The sequence below is a fragment of the Streptosporangium sp. NPDC050148 genome (assembly GCF_055586505.1).
Window position 1 is genome coordinate 148,216 of record NZ_JBVJIA010000005.1, and the last position, 16,088, is coordinate 164,303.

General features: G+C 70.9%; 11 protein-coding genes. 4 read left to right on the plus strand and 7 right to left on the minus strand.

Annotation, left to right across the window (positions count from 1 at the left end; genetic code table 11):
• Window positions 1–52: 52 nt before the first annotated feature.
• Together ACZ6RT_RS07090 and ACZ6RT_RS07095 are read right to left on the minus strand one after the other, a co-directional pair.
• Complete coding sequence (locus tag ACZ6RT_RS07090) at window positions 53–946, minus strand: hypothetical protein (protein ID WP_470152526.1); 894 nt, start codon at window positions 944–946, stop codon at window positions 53–55.
• Between the two features lie 23 nt (window positions 947–969).
• Window positions 970–1,224, minus strand: coding sequence for a hypothetical protein (locus tag ACZ6RT_RS07095; protein ID WP_399186549.1), 255 nt, complete (start codon window positions 1,222–1,224; stop codon window positions 970–972).
• 237 nt (window positions 1,225–1,461) lie between these two features.
• Between ACZ6RT_RS07095 and ACZ6RT_RS07100 the strand changes: the two genes are divergently transcribed.
• Both ACZ6RT_RS07100 and ACZ6RT_RS07105 read left to right on the plus strand, forming a co-directional pair.
• Complete coding sequence (locus ACZ6RT_RS07100; RefSeq protein ID WP_470152527.1) at window positions 1,462–2,688, plus strand: helix-turn-helix domain-containing protein; 1,227 nt, start codon at window positions 1,462–1,464, stop codon at window positions 2,686–2,688.
• A gap of 153 nt (window positions 2,689–2,841) precedes the next feature.
• Window positions 2,842–3,642, plus strand: a complete 801-nt coding sequence (locus tag ACZ6RT_RS07105; protein ID WP_399186547.1) for an SAM-dependent methyltransferase — start codon at window positions 2,842–2,844, stop codon at window positions 3,640–3,642.
• An 83-nt stretch (window positions 3,643–3,725) separates the two neighbouring features.
• Here the strand turns inward: ACZ6RT_RS07105 and ACZ6RT_RS07110 are convergent, their stop codons facing one another.
• Window positions 3,726–4,910, minus strand: a complete 1,185-nt coding sequence (locus tag ACZ6RT_RS07110; protein WP_470152528.1) for a cytochrome P450 — start codon at window positions 4,908–4,910, stop codon at window positions 3,726–3,728.
• Between the two features lie 187 nt (window positions 4,911–5,097).
• On the opposite strand from ACZ6RT_RS07110, the gene ACZ6RT_RS07115 reads away from it, so the two are divergent.
• Entirely contained in the window at window positions 5,098–5,718 is a 621-nt protein-coding gene (locus ACZ6RT_RS07115; RefSeq protein ID WP_399186545.1) for an L-threonylcarbamoyladenylate synthase, read from the plus strand.
• Window positions 5,719–5,745: 27 nt separating this feature from the next.
• On the opposite strand, the gene ACZ6RT_RS07120 is transcribed toward ACZ6RT_RS07115, so the two are convergent.
• Genes ACZ6RT_RS07120 through ACZ6RT_RS07130 form a run of 3 tightly spaced genes read right to left on the minus strand, consistent with a single transcriptional unit; the run spans window position 5,746 to window position 10,937 of the window.
• On the minus strand, window positions 5,746–7,110 hold the full coding sequence (locus tag ACZ6RT_RS07120; RefSeq protein ID WP_399186543.1) for a maltokinase N-terminal cap-like domain-containing protein: 1,365 nt from the start codon (window positions 7,108–7,110) through the stop codon (window positions 5,746–5,748).
• The gene (gene treS / locus ACZ6RT_RS07125; RefSeq protein ID WP_399186542.1) at window positions 7,064–8,767 is read right to left on the minus strand and encodes a maltose alpha-D-glucosyltransferase; all 1,704 of its coding nucleotides are present in this window, start codon (window positions 8,765–8,767) and stop codon (window positions 7,064–7,066) included. The genes ACZ6RT_RS07120 and treS overlap by 47 nt, the downstream gene beginning before the upstream one ends.
• Before the next feature lie 46 nt (window positions 8,768–8,813).
• Entirely contained in the window at window positions 8,814–10,937 is a 2,124-nt protein-coding gene (locus tag ACZ6RT_RS07130) for an alpha-1,4-glucan--maltose-1-phosphate maltosyltransferase (protein ID WP_470152529.1), read from the minus strand.
• A gap of 349 nt (window positions 10,938–11,286) precedes the next feature.
• Here ACZ6RT_RS07130 and glgP point away from each other — a divergent pair, with 349 nt between their 5' ends.
• Window positions 11,287–13,866 (plus strand): alpha-glucan family phosphorylase, encoded by a 2,580-nt coding sequence (glgP, locus tag ACZ6RT_RS07135; RefSeq protein ID WP_399186540.1) that lies wholly within the window; start codon window positions 11,287–11,289, stop codon window positions 13,864–13,866.
• 160 nt (window positions 13,867–14,026) lie between these two features.
• Here the strand turns inward: glgP and ACZ6RT_RS07140 are convergent, their stop codons facing one another.
• On the minus strand, window positions 14,027–15,907 hold the full coding sequence (locus ACZ6RT_RS07140) for a flavin monoamine oxidase family protein (RefSeq protein ID WP_470152530.1): 1,881 nt from the start codon (window positions 15,905–15,907) through the stop codon (window positions 14,027–14,029).
• Window positions 15,908–16,088: the final 181 nt, after the last annotated feature.

Here is a 16,088-nt window from a genome sequence, read left to right on the forward strand (position 1 = left end):
CGCGGCCCCGGTCCCGGTTCCGGCGAGGGGCGTCCGCGGGCGGGGCGTTTCGTCACTCCGGGGGTGCGAACTCCTCCCCGCACGTCCCGCAGACGATGGAGCCGCGTTCCCACACCGCGGGGGTGACCTGCAGGCGGCGGGCCGGGATGCAGCAGCACGTGACGGCGAACCGGGTGCCGTCGCGGCCGCGCGGCTCCCGCCCCGGGGCCTCCTGCGGCGCGTCGCCGGGCACCGGGAGCGAGGCGCCCAGGGCCGTGCCCTGGTCGCTCTCGGACGGGCGCAGCCGGGCCCGCTGCGGGCTGTCGAGGTAGGGCAGGCGCTCGGCGTCCAGGGCGTCGATCTGTGCCCGGTAGGACTCGGCGGTGGCGTCGGTGATCGTGCAGTCGGAGTAGCCGGTGATCGGGGCCGGCCGGTCAGGCCCGGCCAGGCCCAGCTCGGCGGCCAGGCGCACGAACCGCTTGTTGTGGTAGCGGTACCCGTTGCTGGTCTCCTTGATGCCGCGCACGTGGGCCAGGGCGTGGGCGGCCTCGTGCAGCAGGGCCTGCATCACGTGGCGCCCGCCGAGGCCGATCAGCTCCCCGGAGGCGAACAGTTCCGGGGAGCTGCCGGACTGCGCGGTCCAGGTGTCGGGCCCGAAGTGGCCCCAGTTCATCCACCGGCCCTCGCGCCCCTGACCGGTGATCATCACCACCCGGGGGACGTCGGGGTGGCGGGCGCGGACCGTGGCCCACGCGCCCTCCAGCACGGTGATGATGTGGCTGCCGTGCTCACGCTCCGGCTCGTGCGGGACGTCCGGCCCTCCCGCGGGCCCGTGCCCGGTCCCGGGACCTCCCGCGGGCCCGTGCCCACCCGCGGGCTCGCCCCAGCACCCGGTCTCCGGCGCGTGCACGGGCTCACGCGCGGTCTCGTGCTCACGCACGGGTTCGGCGGGGACGGGCGTCTCCATTCGTCTTTCTTAACATGTACATGCTAAGAACGGCGTTCCTGCCCCGTCCAGGAGGCGGCCTGCTCGGCACGCATGTGCTCGGCGTAGACGTCGTACACCTTGAAGGGGTCGAGGATGAGCGTGACGGGCATCCGGCCGCACAGGCATCCCACGGGGAAGACGTCCTCCCCGGCCTCGGCGGAGGCGATGATGTCCTGCTCCCCGATCACCGGGCCGTGCGCGCGGTGGTCGATGAGCGGATCCTCCCGCCAGTGGGCGGCCGCGCGGCCCGTCCTCATCCGCCGCCCCGGACGTCACGGCACGGACCCGTTCCGGCCGAAGGCCGCGTTCCCGGGGAAGGCTCCGGGAGGGACCGGCGGGGCGAAGGCCCGGCACCGGCATGAGGATGATCCATGTGACGCCCCTCGTGTCCCGGAACGAGGTGTCCACTGTAGTGAACACTTGATCGGTGTTATCGTTCCCTCTGCTTTCGCCTTCTGTCAACCTTGAGCGACCGCGAGGATCGGGGTGGGGTCGTGACGTCGCCGCCGTTGGCCGAGCGGCTCAACCGGCTGTTCGCGGCGACCCCGAACCCGGAGACCGGCCGGCCCTACAAGCTGCGCGAAGCCGCCCGGATGATCACCGCGGGGAAGGCCGCGGACGGCACGGACTTCCCGCCGACGCCGATCGTCGTGGGCTACCTGTCGCAGCTGACCTCCGGCCAGCGCAGCGGGCTCTCGCTTGACAAGGCGCTGGGCATCGCGTGGTTCTTCGGCATCGACGTCCAGGAGCTGGCGACGGCCCGCCACCCCGGCCGGACGGCCGCGCCGGACACCCGCCTGACGAGCGAGCCCACCCATCCCTACCCGGCCTCCTCGGTCTTCCTGGCGCACCGGCCCGCCGAGCAGGTCGGGCCGAACCGGCTCGGTGCCCGGCTGCGGAGCATGCGCGACGAGCACGGCCTGACGGCGGCCGAGGCCGCGGACGCGATCGGTGTCGACGAGAGCGTGGTCACCGGCATCGAGGACGGTACCGCCGAGCTCCAGCCCACCGACCTGGAGGAACTGCTGCTGCTGTACGGGGTGAACGACCCCTACCAGCGGGAGCTGCTGGCGGCGGTGGCGCGCGGCGAGCACGACGACGCCTGGTGGTACGACGACGTGAGCAGGCTGCCGCTGTGGCTGCTGGTCAACCTCGCGGTGGAGGACGGCGCGGAACTGCTGCGCTCGTACAACAACGACACCGTGCCTGCGCTGCTGCAGACCGAGCGCTACGCGCGCGCCTCCCGCCTGGCGGTCCACCACCCCGATCCCGCGCCGGAACAGATCGACCTGGCCTGGCGGATCCTGCGCAGGCGCCAGGAGCGGGTGCGCGACGGGACGCTGAGGATCTGGGCGGTGGTGCAGGAGCACGCCCTGCTGGACCCGATCGGCGGCCCGGACGTGCTGCTGGAGCAGCTCGCCCACCTGGCCGAGGCGGCCGAGCGGCCGCACGTCGCCCTGCAGGTGAACCTGACCCGGGACGGCCGCTACCGGCCGCGGGGCGGGGCGTTCAGCCTGTTCGGCGTCGGCCAGGGGACCGGCCAGGGGACGGACTCCGTGTACGTGCCGCAGCTCGTCACCGACAACATGATCACCGATCCGCTGCAGGTCGCCGAGTACCGGATGGCCCACACCCGGCTGAGCCTGTCGGCCGAGCCCGCGGCCCGCACGCCCAAGGTCCTGGCGGAGTTCCGGCGGAGGATCCTGGACGGCACCCGGTAGGCACGGCGCCCGGCGGAAATCATTTTTGAACGGCCATTGTTTTTTCCGTGATGAAAATCTCCGTCTTCATTGGTGTACCGGATGATTTCCGCTCTACGATCAATGGCCTGTCGTGCCACCTTTCTCCCCTCAGCGCCGACGGAAGGAAACCGCATGGAGGATCGGGAACGCGCCCCCGGTATCGACCCGTCCAAGGCCAATCCGGCCCGGATGTACGACTACTACATCGGCGGCAACACCCACTACCCGGCCGACATCGCCGCGGCCGAGGCCGCCATGCGGGCCAGCCCGTACGTGCAGAAGGCGTGCAGGGAGAACCGGCATTTCCTGCGCCGGGTCGTGCGTTTCATGCGCGGTGAGGGGATCCGCCAGTTCCTCGACATCGGCGCGGGCCTGCCCACGGCCGGCAACGTCCACGAGCTCGCCCCCGACGCGCGCGTCGTGTACGTCGACAACGACCCGGTCGTGCTGATCCACGCGCAGACGCTGATGTCCGACGGCGGGAACGTGCGGGTGGTCGAGGGCGACGCCCGTACCCCCGGGGGCATCCTCTCCGACCCCACCGTCAGGGAGTTCCTGGACTGGGACGAGCCGATCGGCCTGCTGATGATCGGCCTGCTGCACTTCGTGGCCGACGCCGACGACCCGTACGGGGCGGTGCGGGAGTTCCGCGACGCCCTGCCCGCCGGGAGCCACGTGGGCATCTCCCACGGCACGGCCGTGGGCTTCGAGGAGTACGTGGAGTCGCTGGAGAAGGCGTACTCGCGGGCCTCGGCCTCCCCGTCCCTGCGGCCCCTGGAGCGGATCGTCCCCTTCCTCGACGGCCTGGAGGTGGTCGAGCCCGGCGTCGTCCCCATCACCACCTGGCACCCGGACGGCATCGCCGAGGGGCTGGGACCGGACCAGGTGGGGATCTACGGCGGCGTCGGCCGGGTCCGGTCCCCGGCCGCCTAGCGGGCCCTGACGACGGTGCGCAGGGACCGGCGGGCCTTACGACGTGCGCGGGGGCCGGGGGCCCTGACGACGGTGCGCAGGGACTAGCGGGCCTTGACGACGGTGCGCAGGGAACCGAAGCCGCGCATGTTCGCCGAGTGGACGCGCTCGGCCTCGCCGACCTCGTAGTCCTCCCGGACGGCGGCCACGAGCTCCTCCAGGACCACGCGGGCCTCCAGGCGGGCCAGCGAGGCGCCGAGGCAGAAGTGGGCGCCCGTCCCGAAGGACAGCAGGCGCGAGGTGTCCCGGCCCAGCAGGAACCGCTCGGGGTCGGGGAACACCCGCGGGTCGTGGTTGGCCGCGGCGCCGAGCAGCAGCATCCGTGACCCCTCGGGGACGACCTGCCCGTACAGCTCGACGTCGCGGGTGACGCGGCGGGCGACCATCTGCCCGGAGCTGTCGTAGCGCAGGGTCTCCTCGATCCAGGGGCCGACGCCGCCCGGGGCGAACGCCACGGCCCGTTGATCGGGGTTGCGCGCGGCCTGGTACCAGGCGTTGCCCAGCAGCTTGGCCGTGCTCTCGTTCCCGGCCACGCCCAGCAGCATCAGGACCGCGCGGACGTCGGTGACCGACAGGCGCCGGCCGTCGATCTCGGCGGCGAGCAGCGCCGAGACCATGTCGCCGCCGGGACGGGCGCGGCGCTCGGCGATCAGTTCCTCGTAGTAGCGCATCAGGACGCCCGTGGCCTCCCGGCCCGCGGCCGGCATGGTGAACGACTCGTCACGGGCGATCATCAGGTTCGACAGGCGCAGCACCTCCTCCCGGTCGGCCTCGGGGACGCCGACGAGCTCGGAGATCACGTCCACCGGGACCCGCTGGGCCAGGTCGCCGACGAAGTCGAACTCCCCGGCCTCCAGGACGACCGCGAGGCGGGCGCGGGTGAGCTCGCGGATCCGCGGCTCCAGGTCCATGACGCGCCTGGGGGAGAAGCCCCGGGAGACCAGGGCGCGGAAGTTCGTGTGCTCGGGCGGGTCCATGCTGATGAACGAGGACCGTTCCCTGGCCTGGGGGGACCACAGCTCCAGGGAGACGCCGTAGGCGCTGGAGTACAGCCCGGTGTCCCGGAACGCCGCCCAGACGTCCGCGTGCCGCGACAGTGCCCAGAACGGCAGCTCGGGGATGGTGCTGAGGTACAGCGGCGCCTCCTCGCGCAGGCGCTCGTAGACGGGGTAGGGATCCTCGTGGAGCGCGTGGTCGAAGGGGTTGTAGCCGATCGGCGTGTGGGACACGGGACCTCTCAGGTCGTGGGGCTCCCGGGGACGGGGCGAACACCACATGATGTTCGTCCCCGCCCGTGTCGATCAAGCCCTCGTCCGCGCCAGGACCGCCTCCGGACCGCCTCCGGGTCGCTCCGGAGGGGACCCGGCTCCGGCTCCGGCGCGAGTGATCCACGGAACAGAACCTAAGCTCTGGGGTGTGGCGAAATACTTCGATGTGCATCCGGACAGTCCCCAACCACGGCTGATCGGCCAGGTGGTCGATCTCCTGCGCGCGGACGGGTTGATCGCGTACCCCACGGACTCGGGCTACGCGCTGGGATGCCAGATGGGCAGCAAGGAGGGCATCGACCGGATCAGGGAGATCCGCGACCTCGACAGCGACCACCACTTCACCCTGATCTGCCGGGACTTCGCGCAGTTCGGCACCTTCGTTCAGGTGAGCAACGCGCTGTTCCGCTCGGTCAAGTCGGCGACCCCCGGCGGGTACACGTTCATCCTCCCCGCGACCAGGGAGGTGCCGCGGCGGCTGCTGCACCCCCGCAAGAAGACGGTCGGCGTCCGCATCCCCGACCACGTCGTCACGCAGGCGTTGCTGGCCGAGCTCGGCGAACCGCTGGTGTCGAGCACCCTGCTGCTGCCCGGCGAGACCGAGCCGCAGACCCAGGGCTGGGACATCAAGGAGAGGCTCGACCACGTGGTGGACGCCGTCATCGACTCCGGTGAGTGCGGCGCCACCCCGACGACGGTCGTCGACCTCTCGCAGGACGAGCCCGTGATCCTCCGCCGGGGCAGCGGGGACCCGTCCCCGTTCGAGTAGAGGCCCGGCGCGCCGCGGAACCGGGACCTAGCGGCCCATCTGGAAGGCCGACATCGGGATGTGCATCCAGGTGGGCCGGTTGCGGGCCTCGTAGAGGACCTCGTAGGCGGCCTTGTCCAGCTCCAGGGCGCGGAGCAGGACGGCGTCCTCGGCGCGCAGGTGGCCGCCGCCGGCGGAGTAGCCGGCCAGGAACGACGAGCGGTTGAGCTCGGCCCACTCCACCGCGCGGGGGCGCAGCTCGTCGGCGTTGGAGTGGTCGGCCAGCAGGTGGCGGGCGGCGTAGTCGAAGGAGCGCAGCATGCCGGCCACGTCCCGCAGCGGGGAGGCCAGGGCCCGGCGCTCGGCCATGGGCTGGCCCGGCTCGCCCTCGAAGTCCAGGACGATCCAGTCGGTGGTGGTGCGCATCACCTGGCCCAGGTGGTAGTCGCCGTGCACCCGCTGGACCCGCGTCTCGGAGGCCACGTCGGTGACGCGCTGGTAGGCCTCCTCGGCCACGTGGGCGTACTCGCCCAGCTCGGGCACCTCCTCCACCGCGGTGCCCAGGCGGCGGCGGAACTCCTCGACCATCCGCTTGACCTCCTGCGGCTCGATCGTGTCCGTCGGGAAGGCGCCTGCGAGCTCGTGGTGGATCTGGGCGGTGGTGATCCCCAGGCGGTAGGCCTCGGAGCTGAAGTCGCCGCCCGCGTCGGAGGCCGACCCCTCCAGCGACCCGTACAGGTCGCGGACGCTGGCCAGCGCCAGCGCCCAGCCGTCGTTGGCGTTCGGCAGGAACTCCTGGGTCATCGCCAGCGTGGTGGGCTCGCCGTCCAGGTCGGCCTCGATCCAGCCGTACGGGCGGGCGATGTTCCGGCCGCCGTGGCGGGCCAGGGCGGTGACGATCTCCAGCTCGGGGTTGATCCCGGGGTTCAGGCGGCGGAAGAGCTTGCAGATGTAGGTCTCGCCGTAGACCAGGGAGGTGTTGGACTGCTCGGCGCCCAGGACCAGGCTGCGCAGGGAGGTGTCGATCTCCACGCCCTCGACGTGGCGGAAGCGCAGCGGCCCCGTGTCGCGGCCCTCGGCCATGCCCTCCAGTAGGGCCACGGTGAGGTCGGCGTCGTAGGCGGCGTCGTAGTAGCCCTCGCCGATGTGGGCGGCCTTGAAACGGGCCCACTCCGGTGCCTCGCTGCCCAGCAGGAGCTGGTAACGATCGCGGGCACCGGACTGGTGGACCGAGATGATCAAATGGCGTAGGCGGGGTGACAACTCGACGTCCGAATCGACGACGAGATCGTCGATCGGGCGCCCCTTACCGGCGAACCAACGCTGATGGGTGATCCAACCGGTAAGGAGCTCCGTCAACACGGCGTTACGCCTCCTGGGACGCGGGCGGCAAGGTGAACCAGTAGAACCCATGCCCAGGGAGCGTCAAAAGATACGGAAGTTCGCCAATTGAAGGGAAGGGAACCCCGCCCATCGTCTCCACCGGAACGGATCCTTCGAAACGGCGGAGGTCGAGCTCCACCGGCTGGGGGAACCGTGACAGGTTGTTGACGCAGAGCATACGGTCGTCGCCCAGCTCTCGGACGAAGGCCAGCACGCTCGGGTTGGAGGAGTTCAGCTCGGTGAACTCGCCCAGCCCGAAGACCGGGTGCCGCTTGCGGATGTCGATCATGCGCTTGGTCCAGTGCAGCAGCGAGCCCGCGCTGCGCTGCTGGGCCTCGACGTTGAGCGCCTGGAAACCGTAGATCGGGTCCATGATGACCGGCAGGTAGAGCCGGCCCGGGTCGCACTCGGAGAACCCGGCGTTGCGGTCCGGGCTCCACTGCATCGGGGTACGGACGCCGTCGCGGTCGCCCAGCCAGATGTTGTCGCCCATCCCGATCTCATCGCCGTAGTACAGCACGGGAGATCCCGGAAGGGAGAGCAGCAGCGCCGTGAACAGCTCGATCTGGTTGCGGTCGTTCTCCAGCAGCGGCGCCAGCCGCCGCCGGATGCCGACGTTGGCCCGCATCCGCGGGTCCTTGGCGTACTCCGAGTACATGTAGTCGCGCTCGTCGTCGGTCACCATCTCGAGGGTGAGCTCGTCGTGGTTGCGCAGGAAGATGCCCCACTGGCAGTTCTCCGGGATCTTCGGCGTCTGGGCCATGATCTCGGAGATCGGGTAGCGCGACTCCCGCCTGACCGCCATGAAGATGCGCGGCATCAGCGGGAAGTGGAACGCCATGTGGCACTCGTCGCCCCCGGTGGCCGGGTCGCCGAAGTACTCGACCACGTCGGCGGGCCACTGGTTGGCCTCGGCCAGCAGCACCCGGTCGGGGTAGAGCCGGTCGACCTCGGCCCTGACCCGCTTGAGGTACTCGTGGGTGCGGGGCAGGTTCTCGCAGTTGGTGCCGTCGGACTCGAACAGGTACGGGATGGCGTCCATCCGGAAGCCGTCGATGCCCAGGTCCAGCCAGAAGCGCAGGACCTCCAGCATCGCGTCCTGCACGTCGGGGTTCTCGTAGTTCAGGTCGGGCTGGTGGCTGAAGAAGCGGTGCCAGTAGTACTGCCCACGGACCGGGTCGTGGGTCCAGTTCGACGTCTCGGTGTCGACGAAGATGATCCGGGCGTCCTTGTACAGCTCGTCGTTGTCGTTCCAGACGTAGAAGTCGCCGAACGGGCCCTCCGGGTCGTGCCGGGAGGCCTGGAACCACGGGTGCTGGTCACTGGTGTGGTTCATCACCAGGTCGGCGATGACCCGCATGCCGCGCTTGTGCGCCTCGTCGACCAGCTTCACGAAATCCCCGAGGTCGCCGAAGTCAGGCAGGATCTTCATGAAGTCGGCGATGTCGTACCCGCCGTCACGCAGCGGCGACTCGTACAGCGGCAGCAGCCAGAGGCAGTCCACGCCCAGCCACTGGAGATAGTCCAGTTTCTGGATCAGACCGCGGATGTCTCCGGTGCCGTCGCCGTTGGAATCGGCGAAGCCCCGGATGAGAACCTCGTAGAAGACGGCGCGCTTGAACCAGTACGGATCACGCGGCTTTTCCTCGTCGAAGGTGTTCGGGATGGGCTCGTGTAGCTGACTCACCAGTGGACTCCCCGCTGTTTCGCCGGTATACGCGTACCCGGCCGGCTCACCGCTGGTTCGCCGCCGCGGCACGCAGAGTGAAGACGTGCGCTGGGTGGATGTGGGGATCGAGGCGCACGTAGTTGTCCTGCCGCCAGCGGTACGACTCGCCCGACAGTTCGTCGTCCACGACGAACTCGGCTTGCCAGTCGAGACCGAGGGCCGGCATGTCCAGCGACACCGTCGCCTCATGGGTGTGGTGCGGGTCGAGGTTCACGACAACGAGGACCACGTCGCCCAGGCCGTGCCGTCGTGTGGCCGTGTCATAGGCGCCGGGCAGCCGCTTGGAGAAGCAGACCACGTCCGGATTGTTAACGCTGTGGAAACGTAGATTACGCAGTTCCTGGAGCGCCGGGTGGGCTCTTCGGAACAAGTTGAGTTGCGTGATGAGCGGGGCCAGGCTACGGCCCTCTCGTTCGGCCGCTTCCCAATCCCGGGGTCTGTACTGGTATTTCTCGCTATCTAGGTATTCTTCACTACCTGGCCTTACCGGGACATTCTCCGCAAGTTCGTATCCGGCGTACACGCCCCAGGTCGGCATGGACGTGGCCGCGAGTATGGCTCTGATCCGAAATGCCGGGACTCCCCCGTGTTGCAGGTACTCGTGGAGAATATCAGGGGTGTTCACGAACACGTTCGGCCGCATGTAGTGCGACGTCTCGTGCGAGAGCTCGCCCAGGTATTCTTCCACGTCCGCGCGGGAGTTCTTCCACGTGTAGTACGTGTACGACTGGTGGAAGCCGACCTTGGCCAGCATCCGCATCATGGCCGGCCGGGTGAACGCCTCGGCCAGGAACAACACGTCCGGGTCGGTGGTGTGGACGTCGGCCAGCAGCTTCTCCCAGAAGGAGACCGGCTTGGTGTGCGGGTTGTCCACCCGGAAGATCCGCACCCCGTGGTCCATCCAGAGCCGCACCACCCGCCTGATCTCCTCGTAGATCCCCTTGGGGTCCTTGTCGAAGTTCAGCGGGTAGATGTCCTGGTACTTCTTGGGCGGGTTCTCCGCGTACGCGATCGAGCCGTCGGCGCGGATGTTGAACCACTCCGGGTGCTCCTTGACCCAGGGGTGGTCGGGCGCGCACTGCAGGGCGAGGTCGATGGCGACCTCCATGCCCAGCTCGCGGGTCTTGGCCACGAAGGCGTCGAAGTCGTCGAACGTGCCCAGCTCGGGGTGGATGGCGTCGTGGCCGCCCTCGGCCGAGCCGATCGCCCAGGGCGAGCCCGGGTCGTACGGCTCGGGCGTGAGGGTGTTGTTGCGCCCCTTGCGGAAGCTGTGCCCGATCGGGTGGATCGGCGGCAGGTAGACCACGTCGAAGCCCATCCTCGCCACGGCGGGCAGGCGCTCGGCCGCGGTGGCGAAGGTGCCGGACTTGGGGGCGACGCCGTGCTCGATGATCGCACCCTCGGAACGCGGGAAGAACTCGTACCACGACCCGAACAGCGCCCTGCGGCGATGGACCAGGATCGTGCGCGGCGCCGAGCGGGTCACCAGGTCCCGCAGCGGGTGCGCGCGCAGCAGCGCCGCGGTCTCCGGCGCCTGCGCCACGCTGAACCGGGCGCGCGGGTCGATCTCCGGGTCGCGCAGCCGGGCGGCCACCGCCTGGAGCGCGGCGCGGTGCCCGCAGACGTGCTGCTCCGGGGCGGCCTCGGGCCGCTTGCGCCCGCCCTTGCGCCCGGCGGGACCGGTCGTCGCCACGGTGGCCGCCACCGCGGCGGTCACCGGGCGGCAGTCGGCGGGCCGGACGGCCTTGGCCGCGCGCTCGAAGAGCCGGGCCCCCTCCTCGCACATCAGGTCGGCGTCCAGATCACGAGGGATCTTGATGCCCGCGTCGTGCAGCCAGGTGGCCACGGGGTCGCCCCAGGCCTCCACGCGGAAACGCCACTCACCCTCGGTGGGCAGCGTCACCTCCACGCCCCAGCGGTCGGTGCCCGGATTGAGCTCGGCCATGGGCAGCAGCGGGCCGCGCACCTTGCCGGGGCCGGTCAGCACCACGCCCGCGGCGACCGCGTCGTGTCCCTCGCGGAACACGGTCGCGGAGATCTCGAAGGTCTCACCCGCGGCGGCCTTCGCGGGGCGGCGCCCGCAGTCGACCGTGGGGTGGATGTCCTGAATGGGAATTCGTCCGATCATCGCGTCTCAAGGTAGCGGCGGCACGCCCGGTACCGCCGGGGAAGTCAGCAAGGAAGATCTTCGTTTTTCAAGCGTTCCGGGCGGCCGTCATCGGGCAGGGCGGAACCCTGCCCAGCTGGGACGGCCGGTTCCCGAGGGCAGTAGGGCTGGCTCGTATGTCCGGTGCCCCAATAGTCCATCTTCATGCGTGGCTCTGGATAGAGTGCGAGACCTCTTACTCTCCGGCGAGCCGTCCTCACAGTTGATGACCTGTCTGTGATGTGTTTGGGACGGTTTGATACCGGTGAGGGGGAGACGCGTTGAGTGTTGAGGTCGCCCTCGTGGCGCTGAGTAACTAGGGTCTGGCACCGTGAGAGCAATCCGTAGGTTTACCGTCCGCACCGTCCTGCCCCCGGAGCTGGCCTCCCTCGGCGAGCTCGTCCTGAATCTGCGCTGGTCATGGCACCCGGAGACGCTGGACCTCTTCGGCGAGGTCGATCCGGCCATCTGGGCGCGTGTCGGCCACGACCCCGTCGCCCTGCTGGGCGCGGTGGAGGCCGACCGGCTCCGCGAGCTCGCCGCCGACCGCCGCTTCCTGCGGCGCCTGGCCGACGCCGCCGACGATCTTCGCGAGTACATGACCGCGCCCCGGTGGTACCAGACCATCCCGGACGCTCCCCGTGCCGTCGCCTACTTCTCCCCGGAGTACGGCATCGCCGCCGCCCTGCCGCAGTACTCCGGCGGCCTGGGCATCCTGGCCGGCGACCACCTCAAGGCGGCCAGCGACCTCGGGGTGCCGATCCTGGCCGTGGGCCTGCTCTACCGGCACGGCTACTTCACCCAGTCCCTCTCCCCGGAGGGCTGGCAGCTGGAGCACTACCCCTCGCTGGACCCGGGCGGCCTGCCGCTGACCCTGCTCCGCGAGCAGGACGGCGCCCCCGTACGCATCAAGATCAGCCTTCCCGAGGGCCGCACGCTGCACTCCCAGGTCTGGGTGCTCCAGGTCGGCAGGGTGCCGCTGCTGCTCCTCGACTCCGACGTGGCCGAGAACGACACCGCCGCCCGTGACGTCACCGACCGCCTCTACGGCGGCGGCACCGACCACCGGCTGCTGCAGGAGCTGCTGCTCGGCGTCGGCGGCGTCCGCGCCATCCGCGCCTACTGCCGGGTCACCGGGCACGCCGAGCCCGAGGTGTTCCACACCAACGAGGGCCACGCCGGCTTCCTGGGCCTGGAGCGCATCCGCGAGCTCACCGAGGCCAGGCTCTCCTTCGACGAGGCCCTGGAGGCGGTCCGGGCCGGTACCGTCTTCACCACCCACACCCCGGTGCCCGCCGGCATCGACCGCTTCCCCGCGGAGATGATCGCCCGCCAGTTCGGCGGCGACAACGCCTGGCCCACGGTCCCGGTCGACCGCATCCTCGCGCTCGGCGCCGAGGAGGAGGCCGGCAAGTTCAACATGGCCGCGATGGGCATGCGGCTGGCCCAGCGGGTCAACGGCGTCTCCGAGCTGCACGGCGAGGTCAGCCGGGGGATGTTCCAGGGCCTGTGGCCGGGCTTCGACACCGCCGAGGTGCCGATCGGCTTCATCACCAACGGTGTGCACGCCCCCACCTGGGTCGGCCGCGAGATCATGGAGCTGGCCGGCCAGGAACTGCCCACGCTGGTCGAGCGCGCCCAGGGCTGGGAGAGCATCGCCAAGGTCAGCGACGGCGACGTGTGGGGCATCCGCGGCAGGATGCGCGAGAGGCTGGTCCGGGCGGCCCGCGAGCGGCTGCGCCAGTCGTGGCTGAACCGGGGCGCCTCCCGGGCCGAGCTGGGCTGGGTGGACGAGGCCCTCGACCCCGAGGTGCTGACCATCGGCTTCGCCCGCCGGGTGCCCTCGTACAAGCGGCTCACCCTGATGCTGTCGGACCCCGACCGCCTGCGCGCGCTGCTGCTGGACCCGGTCAAGCCGATCCAGATCGTGATCGCGGGCAAGGCGCACCCGGCCGACGAGGGCGGCAAGAAGCTCATCCAGCAGATCGTGAAGTTCGCCGACTCCGAGGACGTCCGGCATCGCATCGTCTTCCTGCCCGACTACGACATGGCCCTGGGCCAGCTGCTCGTGCAGGGCTGCGACGTGTGGATGAACAACCCGCTCCGCCCGCTGGAGGCGTGCGGCACCTCCGGCATGAAGGCCGCGCTCAACGGCGGGCTCAACCTGTCGATCCGCGACGGCTGGTGGGACGAGTGGTACGACGGCACCAACGGCTGGGCCATCCCCACCGCCGACGGCGTCGCCGACCCCGACCGGCGTGACGAGCTGGAGGCCACCGCCCTGTACGACCTGATCGAGCACGAGGTGGCCGACCGCTTCTACGACCGCGCCGACGGCCTGCCCCGGCGCTGGCTGGAGATGGTCAGGCACACGCTGGCCTCGCTCGGCCCCAAGGTGCTCGCCGGGCGGATGCTCCGCGACTACGTGGTCGGGCTGTACGCCCCGGCCGCGGCGTCCGCGCGGGCCCTGTCCGGCGACGGCCACGAGCGGGCCAGAGGTTTCGCGGCCTGGAAGCTCAAGGTCGGCCGCGCCTGGCCGGGCGTGCGGGTCGAGCACGTGGAGACCTCGGGCCTGGGGGACACCCCGGAGCTGGGCTCCTCGCTGGAGCTGCGGGCCACCATCGCGCTGGGCGAGCTGGAGCCCGGTGACATCCGGGTGCAGGCGGCCTACGGCCGGGTGGGGGACCACGACGACCTCTCCGACCCCGCCTACGCCGACCTGACCGTCGAGTCCGAGGGCGACGACGGCCGGGCCGTCTTCGCCGGGACCGTCCCGCTGGAGCGGACCGGTCCCTTCGGCTACACGGTCAGGGTCGTCCCCGACCACCCGCTGGTGGCGTCCACGGCCGAGCTCGGCCTGGTCACCGTCCCGGAGGAGCCGGTCGGCATGACCAACGGCACCCTGCGCTGAGGAGGGCGCCCCGACGGGCCCCGGTGAGGACCCTCACCGGAGGTCCCGGCGAGGCCCTGACGAGGTGCCGGAAGGGCCCCGCCCTCCCCGCGGTCACGCCGCAGGGAGGGCGGGCCTCGAATTCGCCCGCCTTCCGCGGGGGCCTCGCCCTCCGCGGAGGTCAGGCGTGCACCTCCAGCGCGGTGCGGACGGCCGACTCCAGGGCGCCCTCGATCCAGGAGTGCTTCAGCGAGGTGTGCTCGCCGGCGAAGTGCAGCCGTCCCGCCGGGGTGGCGATGGCCGGGTGGATCTCGGTCATCTGCCCGGGGGTGAAGACGGCGGCCTCGCCGAAGGCGTAGCGGTTGCGCAGCCAGCTCTGGGTGCGGCCGTGGCCGGTGTAGAACTCCGCGATGCGCTCCCCGTACACCTCCTGAAGGCCGCGCAGCGCGTGGCCGTAGCGCTCGGTGTCGTGCATGGAGTCCCAGCGGGAGGCGTCGTCGGCCCAGGCGTAGCTCGCCAGCACGACCCCGCCCTCGCTGCCGGGCACCGGGTGGGAGGGGAAGTAGACGAACCGGTTGGCGTTGTCGGTGACCGAGCCGCCGCCCATGGTGCGGCTCGCGGTCCCCGGGCGGTAGCGGGAGCCGAGCTCCCGCCGCCAGTCGCGTTCGTCGAACTCCCACCAGCGCCTGCGGAACTCCAGCAGCACCTTGGTCGCGGAGTCGTAGTGCAGCTCGATGATCGCGCGCCGCTTGGGGTAGGGGAGGGCCGGGGCGATCTCCACGTGGCGCAGCGCCGAGAACGGGACCGTGATGATCGCGACGTCCCCCTCGAACGTCTCCGCCCTGCCCTGCGGCCGGGAGACCGACTCGGTGCTGCCGGTCTCGGTGACGGTCTCGACGCGCACGCCGCGCGCGGTCTGCTCGATCCGGGTGGCCCGGCGGTCCATCCGGATGTCGCGGCCCAGCCCGGGGCGCAGGCGGTAGGGCAGCTGCCAGCTCCCCCCGGCCATCTCCCAGTAGGTCGCCGCGGGGTTGACCAGGCTGCGGGTGAGGAAGGTGTGCATGAACGACAGCGGGAGCCGGGAGGTGAGGTTCTCCAGGGTGCCGATGCAGTCGATCGCCGCGTCGCTCAGCCCGGCCCGCTCGCGCAGGAAGCGGTTCATCGAGTGGTCGTCGAACTCCTGCAGCACCCGGGCCCAGCCCTCGATCAGCTCGGGCAGCGGCTTGTCGACCCGCCCGGAGCCGCGGACGACGGAGAAGTGGTCGCGGACCGGGTCGAGCGCGTCGTCCAGGATCCTGCCGGCCGTCCTGCGGTCGTCCAGCCCGAACGAGGCGTTGATCCTGCGCGGGTCCCTGGCGTACTCGTCACGGCGCTGGGAGATGCCGTTGACCCGGATCCAGGTGCGGTCGGCCCGCGCGGGGGCGGTGAACTCCCCGCGCGAGGGGCCCGAACGCCAGACGGGGCCCTGGCGCGGGGTGTAGACGACGGGCGGGACCGGGCCGGTGGCCGCGTCGCCGGGCCGCACGTCCACGTTGAAAAACAGCCGGCGGGGGATGCCGAGCCTGTCGATCAGCGCGAGCGTGAGCGGGTGGAAGTCGGGGATGCGCATGGCCCCGGCCTCGGCGTACTGCGAGCGGTCGGCGAACCCGGACCTGAAGGTCTTGATCCGGCCGCCGATCCGGTCGCCGTTGGCCTCGATGACGGTGACCCGGTGCCCGGCCCGCTTGAGCAGGGTGGCGGCCACCAGCCCGGAGATCCCGGCGCCGACGACCAGGACCCGCTTGGGCGAGCGGGTCCTGGGCAGGCCGTCGTCGATCAGTACCTTGAGATACCTCAGCTTGAGGTCGGAGCCGTCCTCGCCGACCAGCAGCAGGTCGCGCGCCACGGACACGCAGGTGTCCCAGCTCCTGGCCCGGCGCGGCCCCGGGCCGGGCGCGCGGACCGGGTCCGCGAGCGGGACCCCCGCCCGTGCCGCCGTTCCCGAGCCCACGGCCGAGCCCACGGCCCCCACCGCGCCCAGCCCGGCCAGCCTGGCGAACCCCCGACGGTCGATACCTGGCACGTGCCCTCCTTTGATCGTCACGAAGAGTAATGAGACGACTACTATCCGGTCACGTACGGGTATGCCAGGGTCCGCCGGGCTGTGACTCCAACCGATACGGGAAGGCTCGGTTTTTCGCGGCCTTTGTCGGGAGGGGGAGTACGGGGAGGGGCCGGGCCCGAAACGAAAAACGTCTTTTAAA

Bases quoted from the DNA above. Each gene is read 5' to 3' on its own strand.
- ACZ6RT_RS07090 (WP_470152526.1), bottom strand. From the start codon at position 946: ATGGAGACGCCCGTCCCCGCCGAACCCGTGCGTGAGCACGAGACCGCG.
- ACZ6RT_RS07095 (WP_399186549.1), bottom strand. From the start codon at position 1,224: ATGAGGACGGGCCGCGCGGCCGCCCACTGGCGGGAGGATCCGCTCATC.
- ACZ6RT_RS07105 (WP_399186547.1), top strand. From the start codon at position 2,842: ATGGAGGATCGGGAACGCGCCCCCGGTATCGACCCGTCCAAGGCCAAT.
- ACZ6RT_RS07120 (WP_399186543.1), bottom strand. From the start codon at position 7,110: ATGGGTTCTACTGGTTCACCTTGCCGCCCGCGTCCCAGGAGGCGTAAC.
- ACZ6RT_RS07130 (WP_470152529.1), bottom strand. From the start codon at position 10,937: ATGATCGGACGAATTCCCATTCAGGACATCCACCCCACGGTCGACTGC.